Raw genomic sequence first — 22502 nt, forward strand, 5'->3', positions numbered from 1 at the left:
CGATTATTTAAACGCTGCTAAAGCTTCGAATAATCGTTCGGATTTTTCACCCCTTTTAAGAGGAAATTCATTTACAACCCTATTTGTTTGCCACGTTTTTTTCTTTTATTGGCTTCATCTTCTCTGTTCTTCTTTTTCTTAATAATGATTCAATCGCACCTGATCCAAGGAGTACACCAGGAATGATAAAGACAAGACCAACCCAATGATAAACCGTGATTTGCTCCCCTAAAAATAATGCCGACCCGACAAGAGCAAAGAATGTATTTAAGTTTAAAAAGATGGCGGCTTCAGCAGGACCAATTTTACTAATCGCATAATTGTAGCCCATTTGTCCAATAGCCGTTGCTAAAATGGCAGATGCTAAGAATAAAATCCATAAAGAACTTGGAGCATCTAATAAATTTGTAAATGCCAAAGGCTCTGAAATCAAACCTATGATGGCGAGAATTATGCCCCCAAAAACCAGCATATATCCAGTGAGTAGTCTACTATCAATAGTTTTCGCTGCCTTACTGATAAGAATAAAGCTGAACGCTTGGGATAAAATCGATAAGAAAATATAAATATCTCCAAAAGAAAAACCAGATAACCCTCCATTACCGATTACAACGATAAAAGAAACACCAATAATGCCAAAGATAAAACCTATAATCTGCATACGTGAAGGCATGGTTTTAATGATAATGGCGGAGAGAATAGCCGTCAAGACTGGCCCCGAACCTAAAATTAATCCTCCGTTAGCACCAGTTGTTTCCATTAACCCATGTGCTAGGAAAAAATGATGAGCCGTAATATTAAAGAGACCACCATATATAATATATTGAAATTCCTTCCGATTTGGTCTTCTAACTTTCCCTATAACTCCGAGCATAAGAAAAACAAAAAATCCCGCAACTAGAATCCTGATAGCAGTAATCGTAATCGGTGGGAAAGATGAGACAAGGATTTTAATAGCGGAAACATTAAATCCCCATATCATCATTAATATTGTCATAAATAAAAATAGACCGAGCTTGTTCATTCCCATCCTTCTTTCCGTCTCTGTAATGAAGTAAATTTTAACATATATTTTCTTCATATGGATAGAAAGTAAGCAATTGATGAGCAAGAAAAGGTGGAAGCATCCGCCCCCACCTTTACAGAACTGAACCTTACCTATTTTAAATCCTCTTCAAGAAACATTTGTGGCTCTACCTTTTTCTCTTGTTGCTTTCTAGGTTTGATCATCCGATCAATTTGCGCTTGTTGATATACCGCCGTTCCAACAATACTAGCTACATCCTTTAGTTTTTCCTTACTAATTTTATCAATCGTATCATCTGGTGTATGGTACCAAGGTTCTGAAGGGCTGTGAATAAATAAAGCTGCTGGAATACCTACCTCGGCAAATGGCACATGATCACTGCTGCCGCCACTTCTAATCGGTGTCGCTTCTCCATTTAACCTCGAGCTAGTCTCTTGAGCTAACTCGGTAACAAGGTTTGGCTCCCCATCAATTGTGGCCAAAACTAAATTACCTGCATCTCTACTCCCGACCATGTCTAAGTTAAAATTCGCCACAATTCTATTTCGCTCATCTTCAGGTAAACTATTTACATAATGTGTAGAACCAAGTAAACCTACTTCTTCAGCACCAAATGTAATAAAACGAATTTCTGTATCAGTTGGGAATAATTTAAGTACCCTTGCCAATTCAAGAGTCATCGCTGTTCCTGAAGCATCATCATTGGCCCCTGGTGCACCAGCTACAGAATCATGGTGAGCACCGATCACAATAATATCATTCGTATCTCTTAATTTTGAGGTTGGTTTTTTCGTCGCTATGACATTATGAGATGTTTTTTCTCCTGTACTTGCCCCTTCTATATTGATAGTCGCTTCTGTAACCTCTCCGGCTTCTATACTAGCAAGCAACGCATCTCCCTCTGCTTTTGACAAAGAAATCGCAGGAACAAATTGATCATTATGTGCTCCCAAAGTTCCATTTAAAGAGCCCTCACTATTATTATAAATAATTACACCCGCTGCCCCTGCCTCTCCTGCATTCAACACTTTCTCACTGAAGCTTAACTCTCCGCGTTTGATTAAAACAATTTTTCCTGTAACATCACCTAATTCCTCTGGTTTACCTAGACCGCCATAGACGATGTCCCCATTCACATTCCCACTAATAGAATACGTAAAGTAGTCAGGGTTTAGTTGTTCATTATATCCATCGACTTGTAGTTCAATCGTATGTGGGGGTGTATACCCAACATAGGTAAACGGTTGAATATCTGCACGATAACCGTAATTCCTAAACTCTCTTTTGATAAATTCGACAGCCTCATCTTCCTCAACTGTTCCCGCAACTCTCGGCTCTTTTGCAAGATGAGCAATATTGCGATAGATTTTGTGCTCATTTACTAACTTTGTAATTAAATAGTCATAGAAGTGATGTGAATGACTCTGTGTATCAGCAGCTTCAACAGGTTTAACAACATAGCCATGAACACCTAATGCACCAAATACGAGAGTAGTAGCCAAACTAAATTTTAAGATAGATTTCTTCATTTTTTTCCTCCTATTAATCGATTTTCTAAAAGTTTAGACTATTAATTCCGAGTTAATAAGTGTAGTATTCACTATCTTTCAATAGGGAAAAAATGCTAGTTTCTCATATACGAACCTTTTAACTACAAATGATAGATGACAAATGATGGATAGAAGAGGAGGGTTACTCTCAGGTAAATATAAATAAAAAGGAGTGATAATGAGAAGGTAATTTAATAGAGAGCTTATATTTAAACAATTTCACAGATCCTTACATTCCATAAAATTTCAAATCAAAAAGTTTTCCAATACATTAAGAATGCAAAATCAGCCTTCAATTCTAAGTAAATAGGCATGTTCTCCAACAATCAATTTCAAATCAAAAAAGCTGACTATTACAGTCAGCCTTCTTAAACAACTACTATTTATTTCAATACATCATGGTCAACATAACGCTCACCATTTATCTCACTAATTACATTAATAGCTACCTTCGCGCCATCACCAGCAGTAATAATTGTATGTACACTTACACCTGCTGTCGTACCTGCAGCCCAGATGCCAGGAATATTGGTTTGACCTGATGCATCTACATCAATAATGGTTTTTACTCTTGGCTCTGTTCCCGGTTTCGTTTGTACACCTGCTTTTTCGGCTAAATCAGCCAAGAACCCTGTTGCTAAAATGACATGTTTCGCTTCATAACTACCTTCAGAAGTAGTAACAACGAAACCTTCTTCTTTTTTCTCAATAGATTCTACTGTTGCATCTACTAATTCTGCCCCAAATTTCTCTGCCTGTTTTTTCCCTGTGCTAACCAAATCCGGACCTGATACCTCTAATACACCATAATGGTTTTCAACCCAAGCCCTTTTTGTTACACCTTTGTCATTATCAATAACAATCACTTTCTTCCCCGCTTTAGCAGCAAATAAAGCTGCACTCGCACCAGAAGGCCCTGCTCCAACGATTAGAATATCATACATGTTCCATTCCTCCTCAAGAAATACTCTCTCTTTTCTAGAATAGACAAAATAATTAGAAATGTAAAACATTCTATCCTTTTAGAGGTCAAAGCTGCTTTTGTAAAATCACCATATGAATGAGTTGTTTACCACCCTCATAAATAGGGCGGTCATAATGTTTCACAAAGAAATCATCAATCTGATGAGAAATATGAAATCCACACGCCTGGTAAAAAGGGATCGTAAGGGGACTATCTCCCGTTCCTACTTGAAGCTTGCGGGCTCTCCCTTTATAGAAATCTTCCACAAGCTGAATCATCTTTTTGCCATATCCTTTTCGTTTTAAATGTGGGGCAACAGCCATATTCTTTATTTCATATATATCTTCATTCTCCTTTGTTACAACACAAACGCCGATTAACTTTTGTTTTTCCTCGAAAATATAAAGGTCTCCCCGCTCTAAATACTGATCAATCATATTCTCTTGTTCATCTGCAAGCAGTAGCAGATCTATATATCTTTTCTTATCTTCATTAACGAGCTTTAACTTCATCATGTCACATCCTTACGTATTAATCTTCATCCTTTATATCCCGATCTTCTGGAATTGGTTCCTTCGATAACTCTTCCACCAATTTCTTATATTTTTCTAATTGTTGAAAATGGGTTTTAAATTGATCTTTATAAATGAGTACTGCTCCCTCGCTATCATGAATGACACGAATTTTACCTTGGAGGATCAACTCTTCTACATAACTGACTGATACCGATAAATATTGAGCTGTCTCTTCTATTGTTAAATACATGATTACTTCATCTCCTCCAACTAGTTTCTACTATTATAACTTATTTCTTTAACGCTTATTTCTCCTACTATCATACTTAATTATTAAAATACTCAATCTTTAATGGCAAAATTTTTCATAATCGATTACTATAAAGTATAGTGATTATTTGTTTTACAGAACAGGAGCATAGATATGAAAACAAAATTCTTAATCTTCTTTTTTTTAGGAAGTATCATTTGGGTCATTTCAACAAACCTACTCATTAGGGAATTTCATACATCATCCAACTTAATCTCCATGATACATATAAAAGAAATTTTATATATCTCCTTTACAACTTGTCTCTTCTACTATTTTATAAAAAGAATTGAAGAACTAAATACATCCAAAGAAGATAAAGAGAGATTATCCACACTTATTAATGCAATGGTCGATTTCGTAAATTTTAAAGACGAAAAAGGGAGATGGATCGAAGCAAATAAAGTCGCCCTTGAACTATTTAATCTTGAAGAAGACCAATATCGAGGAAAAACAGATATTGAACTCGGCGATCAAGCAAGAAGTTTTTACAAAAACTCCTTCGCTCATTGTATGATTTCAGATGAGGAAACATGGGATAGTGGAAAAATTGCGAGAATCGAGGAAAATATATTACAACCCGATGGAACAAAGAAGATATTCGACACAATTAAAGTTCCTCTTTTTCATGAAGACCGAAGTAGAAAAGGGCTTGTAATTATCGGTAGAGATATTTCCGAAAAAAAGAGATTGGATGAATTATTACAAGAAAGTCAACAGCAATATAAATCGCTGTTTTTGTACAGCCAAGATATGATCGTCATGATGGATTTATCCGGACGGATTACTCAAGCAAACCCCCAATTTAAGGAGATAACCGGTTATCAGCCAGAAGAAGTACTCCAACAACCCATCACCCACCTATTTCCTAAAGACTTACATGATGAATTATTTAAAAGTCTTGAACACATACGACAAACGAATCAACATATACAATGTGAGATGGCGATGAACCATAAAAATGGTCCTCAAATCATCTTAGAATGTACAGCTGTGCCTATGATTATCAATAATAAACAAGCTGGTATTATTTGTTATGGGAAAGACGTCACAAAGCTACGATTAGCTGAAGAACAATTAAGAAAAACGGAAAAATTATCTGTAGTTGGTGAACTATCAGCGAGTGTGGCTCATGAAATAAGAAACCCACTCACTTCGTTAAAAGGATTTGTACAAGTATTAACGACAGAAGACAGTAAACATGAATTTTATTATCGCATTATGGAAGAAGAATTGGATCGCATCAATCATATTGTTAGCGAACTATTACTACTAGCCAAACCACAAGAGATTAAATTCATTCAAGCAGATATCTATGAATTACTCCATAATGTCATTTCACTATTAAAAACGGAAGCATCACTCCATAATATCCAAATTCAATTAAAGTCATATTTACGTACGCAAATTTCTATACTGTGTGAACCTAATCAACTTAAACAATTATTTATCAATTTAATAAAAAATGCTATTGAAGCCTCAACTGACGGAGACGGTGAAATCATGATTTCATTAGAAAAGGAAGAGGATACTGCTATCATAAAAATATCTGATAATGGCGATGGCATGTCTCCAGAATTATTAACAAAACTCGGCGAACCTTTTTATTCATCCAAAGAAAAAGGTACTGGTCTTGGTTTAACAGTCAGCAATAAAATAGTTCAAAGCCACAATGGTTCCATTCATTTCTCAAGTATTTTACATGAGGGAACAACAGTAACTGTCAAGCTGCCGATACAAATCGCTTCGCGTGTACCAGTTGGATAATGAAACAGCCAAAATGCCGGTTTACAGAAGAACATCGGTATTTTGCCTTGGCTATTCTTTAGTCTTTTAACATAAGTATTGATACTTTCTAGACATGCTCTTTCAGTTCAATTATTCTTCCATCTAAAAAGGCACGGATAAATACTAAATTAGCATTTATCCGTGCCTAATGAATTATTTATCTTTTACTTCTAATAGTTTTAGCCTCAAGTCGTTTTCCATATGGGCTAGATCACTTTCGGCTTGTTTTCTTTTATGTCGACCTTCTTCTTGGATGCGCAATGTTTCTTCAATCGTTTCGACTAGGTTTTGCTGGGTTTTCTTTAATGTTTCTATATCTACTAAACCGCGTTCGTTCTCTCTCGCTGTTTCTATAGTGTTCATTTTTAGCATTTCTGCATTCTTCAATAGTAAGTCATTCGTTGCCTTTGAGACATGCTTTTGCGCTTCTACTGCATGGCGTTGGCGAATCAAAGTTAAAGCAATAGAGACTTGATTCTTCCATAATGGAATAGCAGTCATAATGGATGATTGTATCTTTTCTACTAGCGCTTGATTTGTATTTTGGATCAGTCTAATTTGTGGCGCACTTTGGATGGTGATTTCTCGACTTAACTTTAAATCGTATAAACGTTTATCCAATCTTTCAGCAAATTGGACTAAGTCATTCACTTCCTGTACTTTCATTTGATCCTGTGATGATTCAGCTTTCTTTTTTAGATCCGGAATCGATTGTTCTCTCATTTCCTCAAGCTTTAGTTCCCCTGCAGCGATATAAATATTTAAGGCATGGAAATATTCTTTATTGCTTTCATACAGCTTATCTAGCATAACAATGTCTGAGAGAAGCAGGTTTTTACTTCGCTCTAACTTCACACTGATGCGATCAATTTGTGCGCCTACCTTTTGATATTGCGACAATACTTCATGGACAGAACCTGAAAGCTTGCCAAATATTTTTGAGAAAAAGCCTTGTTTTTCATGCTTTAAATCATCCGGGTTCACTTCATTAAATTTTTGCATAAGTTCGCCCAAAATTGAGCCTACTTCGCCGACATCTTTTCTTTGCACATGGTCAAGCATCGCATGTGAAAAATTGAGTAACTTTGATTGAGCAGGCGTACCATATGAAATCATAGCTTGATGATTACTTGGGTCGATTTGTTCAGCTAATTGGTAAGCTTTTTGCCTGTTTTCCTCTGGAATGACATCAATCAATTTTACACGACTAGATGAGTCCTCACTTTTAACCTTTGTGACTGTCTCGTCGTCATTACCAAAAGGGTCCGCTAAAAGATCATCCAATATATCTGCACCAAGGGTAGGTTGATTTGACGTATTTTTTTCTTTTGTCATTTTAATCGCCTACTTTCATCATTCGTTTTCTCATCTTTTAATTTCTTAATGTTATGTTTGGCTACATCTATTTCATAATGAAGATCATCAATATCATTCGCTAGCACTGAACGTAAATCCTTATCTACATGAACCATTAGCTCTTGCAAAGTTTTTCTGGTCTCTGTTAATGATTGCTCAAGTTCCCAATCTTTCTTTGGTTGTGAGGAAAGAAAAACATATTTTTCAGCGAGTTCTACCGCTGAATCCAAATGCGAATAGAAGAATGATTCAGCTTGATAAAAGCGTCTCGGCTCCTTTTGCACAAGCTGGTAAATCCTTTTTGTCACTTTAATAAAATCTTTACGTTGACGACCAGATGGCCAATGGCGAATTGCCATTAAAGCACGATGTAAACGACTCATCTTGATTCGGGCATCATCTAAATTATCTTGGATAAAACGAAACTCTTTCCGCTTGAGTCCCTTACTTTTCATCCAACGATGGACAATAATTATTCCACTCAACCAATACGTAAATACACCCACACCAGCACCAATTAGTCCACTCATCCAAAAACCGTAATTCATAAAAAAGTAGCTAATTAACCATGTCAACACAGACACAGGTACAGTGATAAGTATCCGTAGAAAAAACACATAGAACGGGTTCAAAATTATCGACTCCTGACTTTACCGCTTATACTATTTACGTAATTCGTCTTATTTAAGTTTCAAAATAAGTGAACTTATTTTTACTTACCCTTACAGTATAAGAATACAACATTTGAAGGAGTTTTTTCCATGGACTAAGATTGTAATTCCAACTAAGCCTTAAGTCTTAAAGCAAATATTTACAAAAAAACTCGCTTAAATAGCGAGAAAGGCTGAAATAATGATCAAATATAAAAAAATGCATTTTCATAATATTAATGCATTCATTTATGTATCATTCTTAAAACGATGAATCCTTTTATGAATAGCCTAGTTCAACGGTTACTATTGTACCGCCACCTGGTTTACTATCAATCTTCATCGTTCCATTATGCTCTTGGATAATTTTATTGCTAACAGTTAGTCCTAAACCGATTCCTTTATCCTTAGTAGTATAAAAAGGGGTACCTAAATAATGCAAACGATCTGAGCTTATACCTATACCCTCGTCTTTAAAATTTATTCTTACTCTTTTATTTCTTAATACTTCTATAGCTATAATTACTTCTCCACCATTTGGCATTGACTCTATAGAGTTTTTTAAGAAATTAATAAATACTTGCTTTAATTGATTTTGATTACAAAGTAATTCAATTTGTTGATCTGGCTTTAAGAATCGAATTTGAACATTACACATCATGGCTTGTGGGTGAAGAAATTTGAATGTAGCTTCTAAAATCTCATAAAGGTCAAAATAATCATAATCAACTACTTGCGGCTTAGCTAAAGACATAAATTCGTTGACAATTCCGTCAATACGCTCTAGTTCATGAGAAATAATTGATAAATACTCTTTCTGTTTATCTTTCTCCTCCATATAATGTAATAGTTTTGAGAAACCCTTTAACGATGTCAGTGGATTTCTGATCTCATGTGCCACACTGGCTGCTAGTTGACCAATAATGGATAGGCGATCTAAATTTCTTAGAGCATCATCATTTTTCACACGATCAGTGACGTCCCTACCGACACAAACATACAATTGAATTTCATTAAATTCATTAAAAATCGGAGAAATATTAGACTCAATATATATGATATTCCCACTACTCGTTTTCATGCGTGATTGAAGAATTTGGGATTCTCCGGTATCATTAATTTTTTTATACAATAACTCACTGTACTCTCTTTCTTCTTTATTCATATGATCCATTACACCTTTCCCCAGATAGGTGCCTTTTTCCAACCCTAATAATTCCTCAAAGGACGGGGATACATAAATTACCTTCTTATCTAGTCCGTACAGTAAAATTAAATCTGACGTGTGCTCTGTAATTAATCGACTGATCCCTAAATTATTTGAGACAATATCCTCTATACATTCAGAATCCGCCAATTCTTTAATAAATGTAATCCCACCAGCAATTTGCTCTAACGAATCATAAATGGGATAATGCGATAATTCCAAATTAATAAGATGGCCATCTTTATGAATACCCTTTGCTTCCGCTTTATCTTGAAAGGGCTTTAATATATTGTCCTTCTTCAACCGCAAATGAGTATATAAATTCGTACCAAGTGCATCTTGTTCACGGTAGCCCAATAAGTCCGTATACGATGGATTAATTTTATTTATCCGATGATTTATGCTTGTCAAAACGATAGCTGCAGATGTATGGTTCATTAATAAGTGAGTAACCTCAATTGGGTAAACCACCTTTAGGCTACTATGATTTTGAAAAAGCGCATCATTCTTTGACATAGAAACCTCCAAACTTCCTCTAACCCAGTTTATTCTACAATTTTATTTCTTTTCAGTGGTCTTAAACTGAATGACTATCAATATGTTGAATGTTTTCATATAACATTTGATTTGTGGTTGGTTGTGCTAGCTTGTGCTTTTTATACAATGCTATTACCGTTCCCGCAAAAAGCTCCACTTCACTTTTCCTTCCAGCCTCGACATCTTGTGCCATAGACGGCTTACCCTCTGCATTTAATTGATTGAGAACATTTAGCCAATACGATAAGTCATCTTCTGTTAAAGTGACCCCTTCATACTGTGCTATACGGATCACTTCTCGCATTGCTGCAATCATCGTTTCTCTCGGCTCTCCCTCTACTTGAATTGTTCCATAATTCCCCCGATAGACTGCAACTGTCTGATTCACACCCACATTCAACATGAATTTGCCCCACTGCCTCTTTATCATATTAGTATCTACTTCATACGGAATACCTGTGCGATCGAAAAATTCAGCTACTTCCTTTGTCATTTTTGATGTCTCACCAGCCTCCTGATCGCCAAAACAAATCATCCCCATATGATGATAGCTTAGTATATTGTTTACTTTAACAGCATCCATCCCTTGGGCTACGCTATATAAAACTTTGTCTTCTCCAAATACACTACCTAATATGCGTTCACTTGAAATCCCGTTTAATAAAGAAAGAATGATTGTATGCTCATTGACAATTGGCTTAGCTAATTCAATGGCAGCATCCAACCCATCTGCTTTAACTGAAAAGATGAGTAAATCAACTGGTTTTTTTATACTTTCTGGTGTTCTATAATCAAAATCGCAAAACTGTTGGTTTGCATAAACTCCTTTCTCTTTATATTTTTTCACTCTTGCCTCATCAGCAACAAATGTAAGTGCACCTTTTGGTAATGAAAGGTTCATTTGGCTACCGAAAAGAACGCCCAACGCACCCAATCCAATAAAAGAAACTGATTGAATCCCCATTCATCTAACCCTTTCATACTTTTATTGAAAATTTTATCACAAAATTCTAAAAAAATAAGGGGCTAGAGAAAGTTAGTTTAATAATTTTATATGAATAAGGATTTCTTACCTATTTATTGCTCTATATTTTCGTCTTAAGACTATTTAACTCGCTCGGCATAAATAATATATCTCTCAGGTGCATCTCCCACAAAACTAAAAGGGTAACAAGTAGTAACAATTAATTCTTCTTCTGTTTGTTGCAATGTAATGACACTTGTATCTTCTTTATCGACAATTTTTGTTTTAGTAATTTTATAATCAAATTCGCCATATGGTACTTTTATAGTGAAAATATCATTTAATTTTAACTTGCCCATCCCTCTAAAGACAGTGTCCCTATGACCTGAAAGTACAATTTGACCTCCTTCATCGGGATATAAACTCCCTAAATAATGGCCAACTCCTTTAGCCAGATCATCTGCATCAACTCCCTCAATAATGGGTAATTCTGCATCAAGCTTCGGTATCAAAAGTATCCCTGCTGCTTCTCCTTTTTTCGGCAAATAAGCTTCTGCCTTTTTCGCCCCTTCAGCTACCTTTGCCTTGGCCACTTGTAATGACTGGGATTCCTTCACATTACCAGCAACAATTGTCCAAACACTAAATCCGATAAATAATAAACCAATAAACATCATACTAAGACCGACTTTTTTCAAGCTCGTCTACACTCCATTCAAAAACGAATTAATCTACTAAATCTTAATTCCAGTATATAGTAAATCGCTAGTAATCTGGTAGCAATATTTTATTTTTTCCACCCGCTGTAAATAATAATAATTACGATTTATATTTAAAAAACTGCATACCAAAATATAGTCAACAAGTGCACAAAAAGACACTACACTTTCTGGAACATTGAATAGGATGGATTAAATATCCTTACTTATGAAGCTGGTAATCAGGTGGTTCGGTATTCGTTCAAACGAGTGGATGGAGATCAAGCCGCACCAAAGTTTGTGCAATTTAGTGACCATCGTATTTATCCAACACCAAGCGCTCATTTTCATATGTATCTAGGTAATGACATCAGAAAACTCTCCTAGAAGAACAAATGGGCCAACTTATGATCCATCAGATTTGGGTGGAGAAGAAATTGTTCACGATCGTACATTAAGACCTAAATGATATATAAAAGCTAGGTTTGTAAGAGAAAAGAAAACAGGTTTACTCACTATGAAACTAAAATAGAACACGAAAAATTTTTCGTGTTCTATTTTAGTTTAACTATTTATAATGTCTTTGTATGATGAATGGCTTGTGCCAATGAAGAATAGATTTTAATATTACGGAAATTAATACCTAATTGAACAGCTGTTTGCGCAATTTCTGGTCGAATACCTGAAAGACTGGCGACGGTACCAATTAATTTCAAGCCATCTATAACCTGAAAAATTTGAGCAGCCACCATTGTATCTATGATTGCTACGCCAGATAAATCAATTACAAGCTCTTCAATTTGCATATCGTTACATTGTTCGAGTGTCTTATCAAAAATGACTTGAGCACGATGAGTATCAATATCTCCAACTAGAGGGAGAATAGCTACATCCTGTTTAATTTTTATTACTGGTGTACTAAGTTCAATAATCATCTCTTGCTGTGCTTTTAACATACGATTAGATTCTTCGATATTTCTTCTACTAAATTCACTCATAATTTTTCTAAATGATTGCGAAATCAATCGATTAAGCGTGTTAACCTCTTTATGTGATAACACCGTCGTTGATTCTTCAATATAATTTTGAACTACATCGAAATATTGTTCTTGCACACTAAGAAATTCACTAATGATTTCATCTAAGGGCGTGCTTAAATGGGCAGGGTCCTTTGCAATAGAAGTAACCCATTCATCGAATGCTTCTGTTGGTGCCTCAGATTCTGTGTTAAATAACTCTGCAAAGATTTCATGGAATGCATGATTTTGTTTCTTTAATATAGTAATTTGAGAATCGTCTGTTGTGCTATAGACACCATCTTTACTCTTATCTAATTCCGCATACCAATTCTCTGTTAAATCCCAAGTTTTCTCCTTAAAGTACTCGTAAAATGATTTCATCCGCATTTTCTCCTAATCATCAACATTGTCAGTATCACTTTCCCCAAAATATGATACCAGAATTCTTATACCCAATCACCTAAAACTATAAACCTATTTTTATAAATTTTTTTAAATTAAACTGTTTTTACATGGAACGCCTTTTTCAACCAATCTTTTCCTTCTACTAATCTACTAACCATCATCGCGCACACCGTATTACCTGTTGAGTTCAGAAGTGTGGCTGGCGCATCAATAATTGTACTGATCACAGCTATAATCGGCAGTACTTCAGGCGGAAATCCAAATACACTCAAGATGAGCATTTCACCAATTAATCCCCCACTAGGTATCGCTCCCATAACCGCACCTACTAAAAAGGCGACTGCAATGATACTTAATATTGTTGGCAGATCTGTCATACTTTGCCCAAACAAGCTAAATATAAAAACAATCTTAATCACGCCACCAAAAACTGAGCCATCTTTATGGGTGTTTGCTCCTAATGGGATAACTGTTTCAGCTATATCTTTAGGTACGCCCATTTTCTTCGTCGCGTCAAGATTAACTGGAATACTTGCCGCACTTGAACATGTTGCAATTGCAGTCACTGAGGGTGAAATCGCATTTTTCCAAAATACACTGATTCCCTCTTTCCCACCAGCAATAAAGGCATACAATGTGAAAAAGCCAAAATAATAGACAAGTGTTATACCTAGATATAAAACAAAAGCACGAACATACCCACCTAAAATCTGCGGTCCTAATTCACCAATGATCGTTGCAAAATAACACCCTAGACCAATCGGCGCATAATACATAACAATCTTTACAATTTTCATCATAATATCTGTGCCTGATTGTAAGAAGGTAGCCATTGGTCTGCCTTTCTCACCTACTAGTGCGGTAGCCAAGCCAAATAAGATTGCGAAAACAATAAGCTGTAACATATTGCTCTTAGAGAATAAAAGATGAAAATCATTAACAGTCACCGTCTCAACTAGTTTTGCAAGTAACGAAATATTCTCAGGTTCCTCTTCTGCCACTTCCGCCTCATCCATCATAGCAATAATACTTGAAGTATCCGTATCTTTTAATGGATCGAATAGAGAGGTACCTGCGAATCCTAATACAGCAGAAACGACTGCTGTTAAAAAGAAAACGAGGAATGTACTTCCCATAATTTTACCTAAACGTTTCATCCCACTAATATTCGCAATAGCCGATGCTATACTAAAAAAGACGAGTGGAACAATAATCATAAACATTAAATTTAAAAATAAATCTCCAAAAGGTTTCACAACTGATGTCGCAGGCCCAAACACTACCCCTGCTATACCGCCAATAAGAATAGCAGCTAATAACAAAATAGTCGTACGATAGGTCGAAAATAACTTCTTCATTATAAAAAACTCCTTCCTCTCTTATTTCATGACACAAAAAGAAAACTCACCCATTGGCGAGTTACTAATGGTAGCATTCAAATGTTCTAACTAAATTGATAACCCTTGTATTTTAGCGTATTTTCAACCTTTAAGCTAGCTATTAATGATTGGAAATGAGATTCGCTAACCCTACTTTCGCTTCTCTTATAATGCCTTCATCCTGTTTATCCATCCCATAAAAAAGTAAATAGCACATCACATGCAGCCCTCTGAACATAGCTAACGATTCCGTTTCTTTATCAATTTCACCATAAATAGAAAAAAAGCTTTCCCTCATATATGATGGAACGAACGTATAAGCAACAGCTAAATCAACCGCTCGATGGCCAAGATGCATATCCCCAAAATCAATTACACCTGCAAGTCTTAAATTATTACAAATCAGAAAGTTGCGGAAATAAAAATCCCCATGAACCAATGTATTCCTTGCCGTTACACTCGTATTTATTGCTAGTTGAATAATGGCTAAAAAAGGTTTTCGGGAGTCAATAACTTCATTTGCCTCCATCCATTCTAATCGTTGAATAACTTCTAGTTTTTTTGCATGAACGTCTAGCCTGCCAATTTCATCCCCTATGATTCCAAGAAAATGACTACTTGGTATTTGATGAAGGGCTTTTAAAAATAAGGCAATGTCCTCAACGATAGCGCCACGATCTTTCACGCTTATCTCTCGTTCATTGGTAGAAACACCCTTAATCAACGGATAACCTGTGAATGGGTATGGAAACTTACTACTTGGTTGACCAATATATATAGGTGTAGAAATTTGAATATTACTGTGTAAGTGTTGCTTTAATTGTGGTAACCATCTATTTTCTCTTTCTATTAAGGGTACAGCAATTTTTCTTCGTGGTAATCTAAAAATGACCGATTCATTTACAACGAAGACTTTATTATCCCATCCTTCACCGCTCTCTTTAATAGAGACAGGTTCAAGTATCGGAAACTGTTCCCTAATTATTTGTTGTGCTTCGTCTATAGTAACTTCAACATCGCTATCCCATATCGCAGACAAATTTCAGCCCTCCTCTTTAATAACAGTTTGCTATTTACACCTAAATCCTATATTATCACACTAACTAAAGCTTCCTTATTTATGCTTGTAAAACTTCAATTTTAAACTCCTGAGTAATAGTTCTTTTAGACACGAAAAATTCCCCTTTAACAGTCAGATTTCTTGAAAAATTTGACTACTAAAGGGGAGCATACAATCACACTACACCTGCTTTACTTTTTATTTAAGTTGTTCCGGTACGTCTGTCATAATGACCTCGACACCTGTTTCAACTAATTGTTCCTTTACTGCTCTTTCGTTTACCGTATAGACACGAAGAGGAAATCCTTTTTCTATCGCATCTCTTCCATAAGTAGAAAGAGCGAAACTTGGTTGACAATGAATGGCATCGGCACCTATATCCCTTGCTACTTTAATAGCATCCTGTTTCACACCAGCAATTAAATAACCAACCGAGATATTCGGATTTATCGCTTTTACTTTCTTTAAACTAGGTGCATTAAATGAAGAAATAATTACTCGGTCTTGTAATTGGTACCGATCAATCAAATCTAAAACTTTTCTTTCCATCCCCTCATAAGCAATGATATCGTTCTTTAATTCTATATTTAATGTAAGGTCATTGCCCTCCTCTAAAAGCCACTCTAATACTAGTTGAAGTGATGGTAAACCCTCGCCGATAAAATTAGAAGAAAACCATCCTCCTGCATCTAAGCCAAGGAGTTCGTCTAAAGTTAAATCTTTAACATAACCCTTGCCATTCGTAGTACGATTAATTTGTTCATCGTGAATAATGACCAGGTGGCCGTCCTTACTCATTTGCACATCTAATTCGATTCCCTCAACTCCAGCATCTAAGGCTGCTTGGAATGCAGTCATTGTATTTTCAGGAAAGGTACCACTCATTCCACGATGAGCATAAATAGAAACTTCCTCCACCCTCTCACTGACTCCCATTTTTTCTGTTCGCTGCCTCTAATGACTGATCTATTTCTGCTGCCGCACGCTCCAATGCTTCTTTCGGTTCAACACCTTGATATAGGCTTTCCATTGCGCTCACAACTTTTTGACGCGCTTCTGGGAAGACAGAAATTAATGCCCCTTGAGTCGCCTCAGATGGAATTGTATTTTTCAACTGATCAACTGTTACTTTTAGCTGTGGATACTTCTCCCACTCTTCTTGTACAAGCGGTAAGTCGTAGGCTGCTGGGTTAATAGAAAAATAACCTGACTTTAAATGCCATTGTGCCTGTACTTCAGGGGTAGTCACATACTTCATGAACTCCCATGCAGCACGCTGTTTTTCCTCATCAATATCTTTCGCCATCCATAAAGAAGCGCCGCCAATAATTACCCCTTGTCTGTCTACTCCATCCGGTACAGGTAAATATCCTGCGCCAACCTCAAACGGTGCATTATCAACTGTAGCTCTAATACCTGCTGATGAATCTAGATACATAGCAATTTTGCCAGATTGGAAAGCAGCCCGGATATCATCCCAATTTTGTCCAGTATTATAGAAGGTACCTTCTTTATGCATCTCACTAATTAATTCAAAGACTTTTAGTCCTTCTTCACCGTTAAATACTGCCTTTTCCGCATTACCAGTGCGTCCGTTATCATTATCAACAAATAATCCACCTTGGACCGCGATTAATTCCTCAATAAACCAGCCGTAATTTAAAATTGAAAAGCCCACCTGGTCATCGTTCGTTAATTTCTTAGCCGCCTCTTTTAATTCACTATACGTCTCAGGCGCTTTCTCTGGATCTAATCCAGCTTCTTTAAAAGCATCTTTATTATAAATAAGTACCGGAGTGGATGAGTTAAATGGCATGGAATATTGCGTGTCATCTACAGCATAATAATTAGTGATATTCTTCTCCCATTGATTCATATCGTATCCTTCATCATCAATAAATTTCTGCACTGGTTGTATTTTCCCTGAATCAATCATATATTTCGTCCCGACTTCAAAAGTTTGCATGATTGCTGGTGCATCTTCTGTTCCAGCTACCGTATTAAACTTCGTAATCGCTTCTTCATATGTCCCTTGAAAAACTGGTGTCACTGTAATCTCATCTTGTTCCGCATTGAAACCATCAGCTACTTCTTGCACAACACGCTCAAGCTCGCCACTCATCGAATGCCAAAATATCACTTCTGTTTTTCCATCTCCACTAGCTTCCTCTGTAGTTGCTGAATCATTTGAACATGCCGTCATGAATATGAGCATACATAAGATACTGACCACCCAAAGCTTCTTCATTCTTTTCATCCTCTCCCCACTTCTACTTTATTGCTCCTCTAGTTAACCCTTCCTGTAAACGTTTTTGACCAACAAAGATTAATAGTAAAGTTGGCAAAATGACGAGCATCACCCCTGCCATTACCACCCCCCATTCAGACGCAATTTCTTGTGTCTGCATCTGCTTTAAGCCAATTTGGACGGTCCTTACCTTTTCATCATTCGTGACAAGCAATGGCCATAAGTACATATTCCAAGCCGTCAAGAAGCAATAGATTCCAAGCGTAATTAAACTTGTTTTCGAAATCGGCAAGACAACCGTTAAGAAGAACTTAAAGCGACTCACCCCCGAAACCTGGGAAGCTTCATATAATTCAATAGGAATCGTCTTAAACTGTTGTCTAAGCAGAAAAGTCCCAAAGGCCATAGCGAAGAAAGGAATCGTTAATCCTGGAAAACTATTTAACCATCCTAATGACTGTATCGTTTGAAAGTTTGGTACCATCGTCGCTTCCCAAGGAATCATCATCGTGGAAATAAAAAGCATAAACAAAAGGTTTTTCCCTTTAAATTTTGTAAAAACAAAAGCGAAGGCCGCTAAACTGCAGAGTAGTAATTGTCCCAACATAATGACTGTGGATACGACCAAGCTGTTAATCAAATACCGCAGTAATGGAACCTTTTCGAAAGCATGAAGGTAATTGGTTAGTGTGAAGTTTTCTGGTATGAGCTTTCCTTGCAGAACTTCTCCCCCTTGCATAAAACTAATCATAAAAGCGTAAACAATGGGGAAAAACATGATAAAACCTGAGAGAATAAGGACTAAATATAATAAGATCTTCTTCCCGATTGTCATTGATAATGCACCTTCCTCTCACCGAGCTTGAACTGGATCACTGTCAAGATGAAGACACATAGAAAGAGAAGAACCGCCTGTGCGCTGGCAGAGCCAATATTATAGTTAATGAAGGCATCTTTATAAATGGAATACACAATCACATTGGTCGAATCGATTGGTCCTCCCTTTGTCAAAATATCGATTTGCCCAAATGACTGAAATGAATTAATCATCGTCACTGTAAGAACAAAGAAAAGTGTTGGTGATAGCATTGGGAGTGTGATTTTTCTAAAGGAATAAGAAGAACTTACCCCAGCAATTCTTGCGCTTTCATATAATTGGGAATCGATATTTTGTAACCCCCCTAGCAAAATGAGGAACGTAAACCCTGTATTCATCCAAATCGTCGCGATTGCGACTGAGAGCAAAGCAGTATTCGGATCTAATAAGAAATGCATATCAGCAAAACCAAAAAAGTTTAGTATTTTGTTTGCTATACCAATCGATGGGTTATAAATAAACATCCATATGACTGATGAGGCAGCTACACTCATGCCCATCGTTGAGGAAAAGATGGTTCTAAAGAAACCAATGCTTTTCAATTTCTGATTAGCTAGTAACGCCAAAGCAAGAGCGAGAATCACGCCAACTGGTACCGTGTATAAAACAAATAAGAAAGTGGCCTTAGCACTTGTTAAAAAACTAGTTGAAGAAAGCAATGTGGTAAAGTTTTCCCAACCCGCAAAAGACAACGGTTTTCCTTGTGTATCAGTATAGAAAAAGCTCAAATATACCGTCCTAACCATCGGATAAAATAGAAAAATAATAAATAAAATAAAAGATGGTAGTACATATAACCAGCCCTCTAAAGATGCAAGGGAAAATCGATTTTTTCTTAGAGATGGCCGCTTTGGGTCAACGTTCATATTAAGTGATGGCATAAAACTAAATCACCTCCACACCTTCAAGAAAAGTATTCTGTTTCGTTTGATCATCAAAAAAAACTAAGTCCTCTATTTTGATAGCAAAAGAAACCTTCTCTCCTAAAGGAATCGCATGCTGACCTTGCCACCTTGCTGTCCACTGCAATTTATCCGTTAACTGAAAATTAATTAGTGTTTCTGTACCAAGCATTTCTACATTCGTAACGGTAGCTTGCAATGTGGCTTCATCCGTATTCGTTGCTCTTACTAGATGCTCAGGTCTAATTCCAATCGTGAATTCACCAGCTAAATTCTGATGAATTTGTGGGAGCCTTGTCTCGCATGGGAGATGGACATTTCCATTTTGAATATATCCATTAACCATATTCATTGGCGGTGCGCCAATAAACGATGCCACAAAAGTATTCGCCGGGTGATTATAAATATCAAGCGGCTTCCCAACTTGTTGCACTTCACCTTGATTTAAAATCATCATGCGATCGGCCATCGTCATCGCCTCTGTTTGATCATGTGTGACATAAATCATCGTAATACCCAATTTTCTTTGTAACTGCCTTATCTCTGAACGCATTTTTGTTCTCAATTTTGCATCAAGATTTGAGAGTGGTTCATCCATTAGACATATAGGATCTTGTGTAACGATTGCTCTAGCGAGTGCTACACGCTGTCTTTGACCACCCGATAATTCTCTTGGTTTCCTTTTCAAATATGGTGTGAGTCCAAGCGTTTCTGCCGCTTCCTGACACCTCTGTGATTGTTCAACTTTCGTCAGTTTTTTCACATGTAGACCAAAGGCAATGTTTTGTTCAACTGTCATATGAGGAAACAGAGCATAATTTTGGAACACCATAGATAATTCTCTCTTACTTGGCTTTAACTTATTTGCATAAGCCCCGCCAATATAAAGCTCACCACTACTTATTTCCTCTAATCCAGCAATCATCCTTAACAACGTACTTTTTCCACAACCAGATGGCCCGACTAACACAAAAAATTCCCCAGGCTCAATCACAATATCAATCCCTTTTAACACTTCTATATCCGCTTGGTAAGACTTTCTCATCTGTTTTAATTCCAAAGCACGCATATTCTCTCACCCCTTTTACCGCCCCCTAAAGAAAGCCATATACCGATGAAGTAAAAACCCTTTACTCGTCGAATATACGGCTTTTTGAAGGAAGGCAAGTCTTTCCACTTGTTATATATTCATGATACTTTTGGAATATGAAGGAAATATTAGATTCTCGTATAATAATGTTAAATACGCTTTAACTTTATGGATGTAAGGTAAAAACAGTGGTGAGAACAGATAATATAATCGGTTGTTCACATCGCCGTTACCCCATCCAGCTACCTACTTCCTATTTACTCATCAAATAAAAAAAAAAGAACATACATAGAGATATGCATGTTCTTATTCCAATATATGATTACTCGATGATAGACCATTCCTTTAGCTCTAATCGACGAGCATGATGGACAATATATGGGTCATTTTCTGCTAATGTCATAGCCTCATCATAACTATCAGCATTGTATACGACTAGCCCGCCAGTTCCATCAGCAAAGGGACCTTTAGCGAAGATTTTCTGTTCTTTCTCCAGTTTGTTTAAATACGCTAGGTGATCTGGACGAATCTCCTTACTTTTTTCAATATCTACCATATGCAGTATTGCCGCAAAATAAGCTATGACGATAACCTCCTATGAATCTATTTACTTTTTTCTAGATTATACACCAACACCAAGAGAAAAAAGAATAACCGCTAGTACAACAGCAACAATTGGTACCACTACAGTCATTAAACCGAATGCAGGATAAGCATCCTTATGCGTTTCCCCAGCAATAGAACGAATGGTTGTCACCGCATATCCTCCATGTGGTAATGAATCAAGCGTACCTGAAGATAAGGATACCGTTCTATGAAGCGCTTCTGCATTCACACCCATATCTAAATAATGAGGTGCTAAGATTGGTAAAGCAATTGTTTGCCCGCCAGATGAGGAACCGGTTAATCCAGCGATAACCATAACAGACAATGCCCCTCCAATTAATGGTGAACCGGGAATACTGGTCATAAAATCTACAGCAGAAGAAAACGCAGGAGTGATTTTTGCTACACCACCAAAACCAACAACAGCAGCCGTATTTCCAATTGCTATAAGAGCTCCCATTGTTCCTTCGCCAACAGCTTCCCAGAAATTTCTGAAATATTTACGATTAAGTAACCATGTAGCGATAACACCACCTGTTAAGGCAAGAATTAATGCAGATTGCGCTAAAGAATCGTGGAAAACAAATGCAACAATAAGAACAACTAATAAAGGAATAAGGCTTAATAAAGGATGAGGTAATTCACTTCTTATTTCATTGTTATCCGTATCTCTTCCAACAAATTTCTCCCCCTTCCTTACCGCCCTCCGTATCACTTTCATCAATAACCAATAGCCAAATATAAGCATAAATATCGCTGTTATTAAACTAACTTCCCATCCGGCATAAGGGTTTGTCCCTAAATAAGGAATTGGAATCCAGTTTTGTATTTCTGGTGAACCTGCAGATGTCATCGTAAAAGTCGTTGACCCAAAAGCAAGTGCAGCCGGAATAAATCGCCGAGGTAAATCGGCTTCTTTAAACAAACTTACTGCCATCGGGTAAACAGCAAAGGCAACTACGAATAAACTAACACCACCATAGGTTAATACTGCACAAGAAAGGACTACTGCAAGCACAGCATGCTTCATCCCGATTTTAGTTACAATCCAATGGGAAACGCTTTCAGCAGCACCGCTATCTTCCATTACCTTCCCAAATATTGCCCCGGCTAAAAACATCAAGTACCAAGAAGTAATAAAACCGGCAAAACCATCCATATAACCCGTAATGAAATCTACTTCATCCTTACCTGCAAACTGTGGAAATAACGGAACACCGTTCAGCACTGCAACAAACAGTGCTGAAAGTGGCGCCACAATTAAAAGGTTCATCCCACGCATCACAAGGACAGTAAGTAAGACTAACCCTCCAATTAAACCGATCATACTTAACATTGAATATCACCTAC

The 22502-nt window shown here is 36.7% G+C and carries 22 protein-coding genes; 2 read left to right on the forward strand and 20 right to left on the reverse strand.

What is annotated here, in order from left to right:
• Positions 1-79: 79 nt before the first annotated feature.
• From MKY26_RS22650 to MKY26_RS22670, 5 genes are all read right to left on the reverse strand, one after another.
• Positions 80-1024, reverse strand: coding sequence for a DMT family transporter (locus MKY26_RS22650; RefSeq protein WP_233435304.1), 945 nt, complete (start codon positions 1022-1024; stop codon positions 80-82).
• 134 nt (positions 1025-1158) lie between these two features.
• On the reverse strand, positions 1159-2556 hold the full coding sequence (locus MKY26_RS22655; protein ID WP_095370326.1) for a M20/M25/M40 family metallo-hydrolase: 1398 nt from the start codon (positions 2554-2556) through the stop codon (positions 1159-1161).
• Between the two features lie 404 nt (positions 2557-2960).
• Positions 2961-3521 (reverse strand): NAD(P)/FAD-dependent oxidoreductase, encoded by a 561-nt coding sequence (locus tag MKY26_RS22660; RefSeq protein ID WP_095370327.1) that lies wholly within the window; start codon positions 3519-3521, stop codon positions 2961-2963.
• 85 nt (positions 3522-3606) lie between these two features.
• A complete protein-coding gene (locus tag MKY26_RS22665) occupies positions 3607-4056 on the reverse strand; it encodes a GNAT family N-acetyltransferase (protein ID WP_341099305.1) in 450 nt (149 codons plus the stop codon).
• A gap of 16 nt (positions 4057-4072) precedes the next feature.
• Positions 4073-4306, reverse strand: coding sequence for an excisionase family DNA-binding protein (locus MKY26_RS22670; protein ID WP_095370329.1), 234 nt, complete (start codon positions 4304-4306; stop codon positions 4073-4075).
• Positions 4307-4480: 174 nt separating this feature from the next.
• Between MKY26_RS22670 and MKY26_RS22675 the strand changes: the two genes are divergently transcribed.
• Complete coding sequence (locus tag MKY26_RS22675; RefSeq protein WP_095370330.1) at positions 4481-6133, forward strand: PAS domain S-box protein; 1653 nt, start codon at positions 4481-4483, stop codon at positions 6131-6133.
• Between the two features lie 174 nt (positions 6134-6307).
• Here MKY26_RS22675 and MKY26_RS22680 read toward each other — a convergent pair whose 3' ends face one another.
• The 5 genes from MKY26_RS22680 to MKY26_RS22700 form a co-directional block, all read right to left on the reverse strand.
• Positions 6308-7489 (reverse strand): toxic anion resistance protein, encoded by a 1182-nt coding sequence (locus MKY26_RS22680; protein WP_095370331.1) that lies wholly within the window; start codon positions 7487-7489, stop codon positions 6308-6310.
• Entirely contained in the window at positions 7486-8142 is a 657-nt protein-coding gene (locus MKY26_RS22685; RefSeq protein WP_095370332.1) for a 5-bromo-4-chloroindolyl phosphate hydrolysis family protein, read from the reverse strand. The genes MKY26_RS22680 and MKY26_RS22685 overlap by 4 nt, the downstream gene beginning before the upstream one ends.
• Before the next feature lie 298 nt (positions 8143-8440).
• Positions 8441-9883 carry a PAS domain S-box protein gene (locus MKY26_RS22690; protein ID WP_095370333.1) on the reverse strand — a complete coding sequence of 481 codons (1443 nt, stop codon included), beginning with the start codon at positions 9881-9883 and terminating at the stop codon, positions 8441-8443.
• Between the two features lie 61 nt (positions 9884-9944).
• A complete protein-coding gene (locus MKY26_RS22695) occupies positions 9945-10868 on the reverse strand; it encodes a ketopantoate reductase family protein (protein WP_095370334.1) in 924 nt (307 codons plus the stop codon).
• Positions 10869-11008: 140 nt separating this feature from the next.
• Positions 11009-11545 (reverse strand): class D sortase, encoded by a 537-nt coding sequence (locus MKY26_RS22700; RefSeq protein WP_370873367.1) that lies wholly within the window; start codon positions 11543-11545, stop codon positions 11009-11011.
• 240 nt (positions 11546-11785) lie between these two features.
• On the opposite strand from MKY26_RS22700, the gene MKY26_RS23420 reads away from it, so the two are divergent.
• Positions 11786-11953, forward strand: a complete 168-nt coding sequence (locus MKY26_RS23420; protein WP_095370336.1) for a ZinT/AdcA family metal-binding protein — start codon at positions 11786-11788, stop codon at positions 11951-11953.
• Positions 11954-12138: 185 nt separating this feature from the next.
• Here the strand turns inward: MKY26_RS23420 and MKY26_RS22705 are convergent, their stop codons facing one another.
• The 10 genes from MKY26_RS22705 to MKY26_RS22750 all read right to left on the reverse strand — a co-directional run bounded on the left by MKY26_RS22705 (position 12139) and on the right by MKY26_RS22750 (position 22488).
• A complete protein-coding gene (locus MKY26_RS22705; RefSeq protein ID WP_095370337.1) occupies positions 12139-12966 on the reverse strand; it encodes an STAS domain-containing protein in 828 nt (275 codons plus the stop codon).
• Positions 12967-13082: 116 nt separating this feature from the next.
• Entirely contained in the window at positions 13083-14348 is a 1266-nt protein-coding gene (locus tag MKY26_RS22710; RefSeq protein ID WP_095370338.1) for a dicarboxylate/amino acid:cation symporter, read from the reverse strand.
• Between the two features lie 142 nt (positions 14349-14490).
• Positions 14491-15408: a phosphotransferase gene (locus MKY26_RS22715; RefSeq protein ID WP_341099308.1), complete on the reverse strand. Its 918-nt coding sequence runs from the start codon at positions 15406-15408 to the stop codon at positions 14491-14493.
• Between the two features lie 219 nt (positions 15409-15627).
• The gene (locus MKY26_RS22720; protein ID WP_233435305.1) at positions 15628-16347 is read right to left on the reverse strand and encodes a glycerophosphodiester phosphodiesterase; all 720 of its coding nucleotides are present in this window, start codon (positions 16345-16347) and stop codon (positions 15628-15630) included.
• A 4-nt stretch (positions 16348-16351) separates the two neighbouring features.
• Complete coding sequence (locus MKY26_RS22725) at positions 16352-17677, reverse strand: ABC transporter substrate-binding protein (protein ID WP_095373522.1); 1326 nt, start codon at positions 17675-17677, stop codon at positions 16352-16354.
• A gap of 22 nt (positions 17678-17699) precedes the next feature.
• On the reverse strand, positions 17700-18512 hold the full coding sequence (locus MKY26_RS22730) for a carbohydrate ABC transporter permease (protein WP_095370341.1): 813 nt from the start codon (positions 18510-18512) through the stop codon (positions 17700-17702).
• Entirely contained in the window at positions 18509-19420 is a 912-nt protein-coding gene (locus MKY26_RS22735) for a carbohydrate ABC transporter permease (protein ID WP_445293147.1), read from the reverse strand. The genes MKY26_RS22730 and MKY26_RS22735 overlap by 4 nt, the downstream gene beginning before the upstream one ends.
• Before the next feature lie 19 nt (positions 19421-19439).
• Positions 19440-20525, reverse strand: a complete 1086-nt coding sequence (locus MKY26_RS22740) for an ABC transporter ATP-binding protein (RefSeq protein WP_095370343.1) — start codon at positions 20523-20525, stop codon at positions 19440-19442.
• A gap of 343 nt (positions 20526-20868) precedes the next feature.
• Positions 20869-21129, reverse strand: coding sequence for a YciI family protein (locus MKY26_RS22745; RefSeq protein ID WP_095370344.1), 261 nt, complete (start codon positions 21127-21129; stop codon positions 20869-20871).
• 39 nt (positions 21130-21168) lie between these two features.
• Positions 21169-22488, reverse strand: coding sequence for a GntP family permease (locus tag MKY26_RS22750; protein ID WP_307317187.1), 1320 nt, complete (start codon positions 22486-22488; stop codon positions 21169-21171).
• Positions 22489-22502 lie beyond the last annotated feature (14 nt).

It is taken from the genome of Cytobacillus sp. FSL R7-0680, assembly GCF_038009245.1.
Lineage (GTDB): Bacteria > Bacillota > Bacilli > Bacillales > Cytobacillaceae > Cytobacillus > Cytobacillus kochii.

What these genes read in the sequence shown, in the direction of transcription:
- MKY26_RS22730 (WP_095370341.1), bottom strand. Translation starts at nt 18,512, where the DNA reads ATGACAATCGGGAAGAAGATCTTATTATATTTAGTCCTTATTCTCTCA.
- MKY26_RS22650 (WP_233435304.1), bottom strand. Translation starts at nt 1,024, where the DNA reads ATGAACAAGCTCGGTCTATTTTTATTTATGACAATATTAATGATGATA.
- MKY26_RS22680 (WP_095370331.1), bottom strand. Translation starts at nt 7,489, where the DNA reads ATGACAAAAGAAAAAAATACGTCAAATCAACCTACCCTTGGTGCAGAT.
- MKY26_RS22695 (WP_095370334.1), bottom strand. Translation starts at nt 10,868, where the DNA reads ATGGGGATTCAATCAGTTTCTTTTATTGGATTGGGTGCGTTGGGCGTT.
- MKY26_RS22740 (WP_095370343.1), bottom strand. Translation starts at nt 20,525, where the DNA reads ATGCGTGCTTTGGAATTAAAACAGATGAGAAAGTCTTACCAAGCGGAT.
- MKY26_RS22660 (WP_095370327.1), bottom strand. Translation starts at nt 3,521, where the DNA reads ATGTATGATATTCTAATCGTTGGAGCAGGGCCTTCTGGTGCGAGTGCA.
- MKY26_RS22735 (WP_445293147.1), bottom strand. Translation starts at nt 19,420, where the DNA reads ATGAACGTTGACCCAAAGCGGCCATCTCTAAGAAAAAATCGATTTTCC.
- MKY26_RS22700 (WP_370873367.1), bottom strand. Translation starts at nt 11,545, where the DNA reads ATGATGTTTATTGGTTTATTATTTATCGGATTTAGTGTTTGGACAATT.
- MKY26_RS22725 (WP_095373522.1), bottom strand. Translation starts at nt 17,677, where the DNA reads ATGAAGAAGCTTTGGGTGGTCAGTATCTTATGTATGCTCATATTCATG.
- MKY26_RS22675 (WP_095370330.1), top strand. Translation starts at nt 4,481, where the DNA reads ATGAAAACAAAATTCTTAATCTTCTTTTTTTTAGGAAGTATCATTTGG.
- MKY26_RS22705 (WP_095370337.1), bottom strand. Translation starts at nt 12,966, where the DNA reads ATGAAATCATTTTACGAGTACTTTAAGGAGAAAACTTGGGATTTAACA.
- MKY26_RS22670 (WP_095370329.1), bottom strand. Translation starts at nt 4,306, where the DNA reads ATGTATTTAACAATAGAAGAGACAGCTCAATATTTATCGGTATCAGTC.
- MKY26_RS22690 (WP_095370333.1), bottom strand. Translation starts at nt 9,883, where the DNA reads ATGTCAAAGAATGATGCGCTTTTTCAAAATCATAGTAGCCTAAAGGTG.
- MKY26_RS22665 (WP_341099305.1), bottom strand. Translation starts at nt 4,056, where the DNA reads ATGATGAAGTTAAAGCTCGTTAATGAAGATAAGAAAAGATATATAGAT.
- MKY26_RS22655 (WP_095370326.1), bottom strand. Translation starts at nt 2,556, where the DNA reads ATGAAGAAATCTATCTTAAAATTTAGTTTGGCTACTACTCTCGTATTT.
- MKY26_RS22750 (WP_307317187.1), bottom strand. Translation starts at nt 22,488, where the DNA reads ATGTTAAGTATGATCGGTTTAATTGGAGGGTTAGTCTTACTTACTGTC.
- MKY26_RS22710 (WP_095370338.1), bottom strand. Translation starts at nt 14,348, where the DNA reads ATGAAGAAGTTATTTTCGACCTATCGTACGACTATTTTGTTATTAGCT.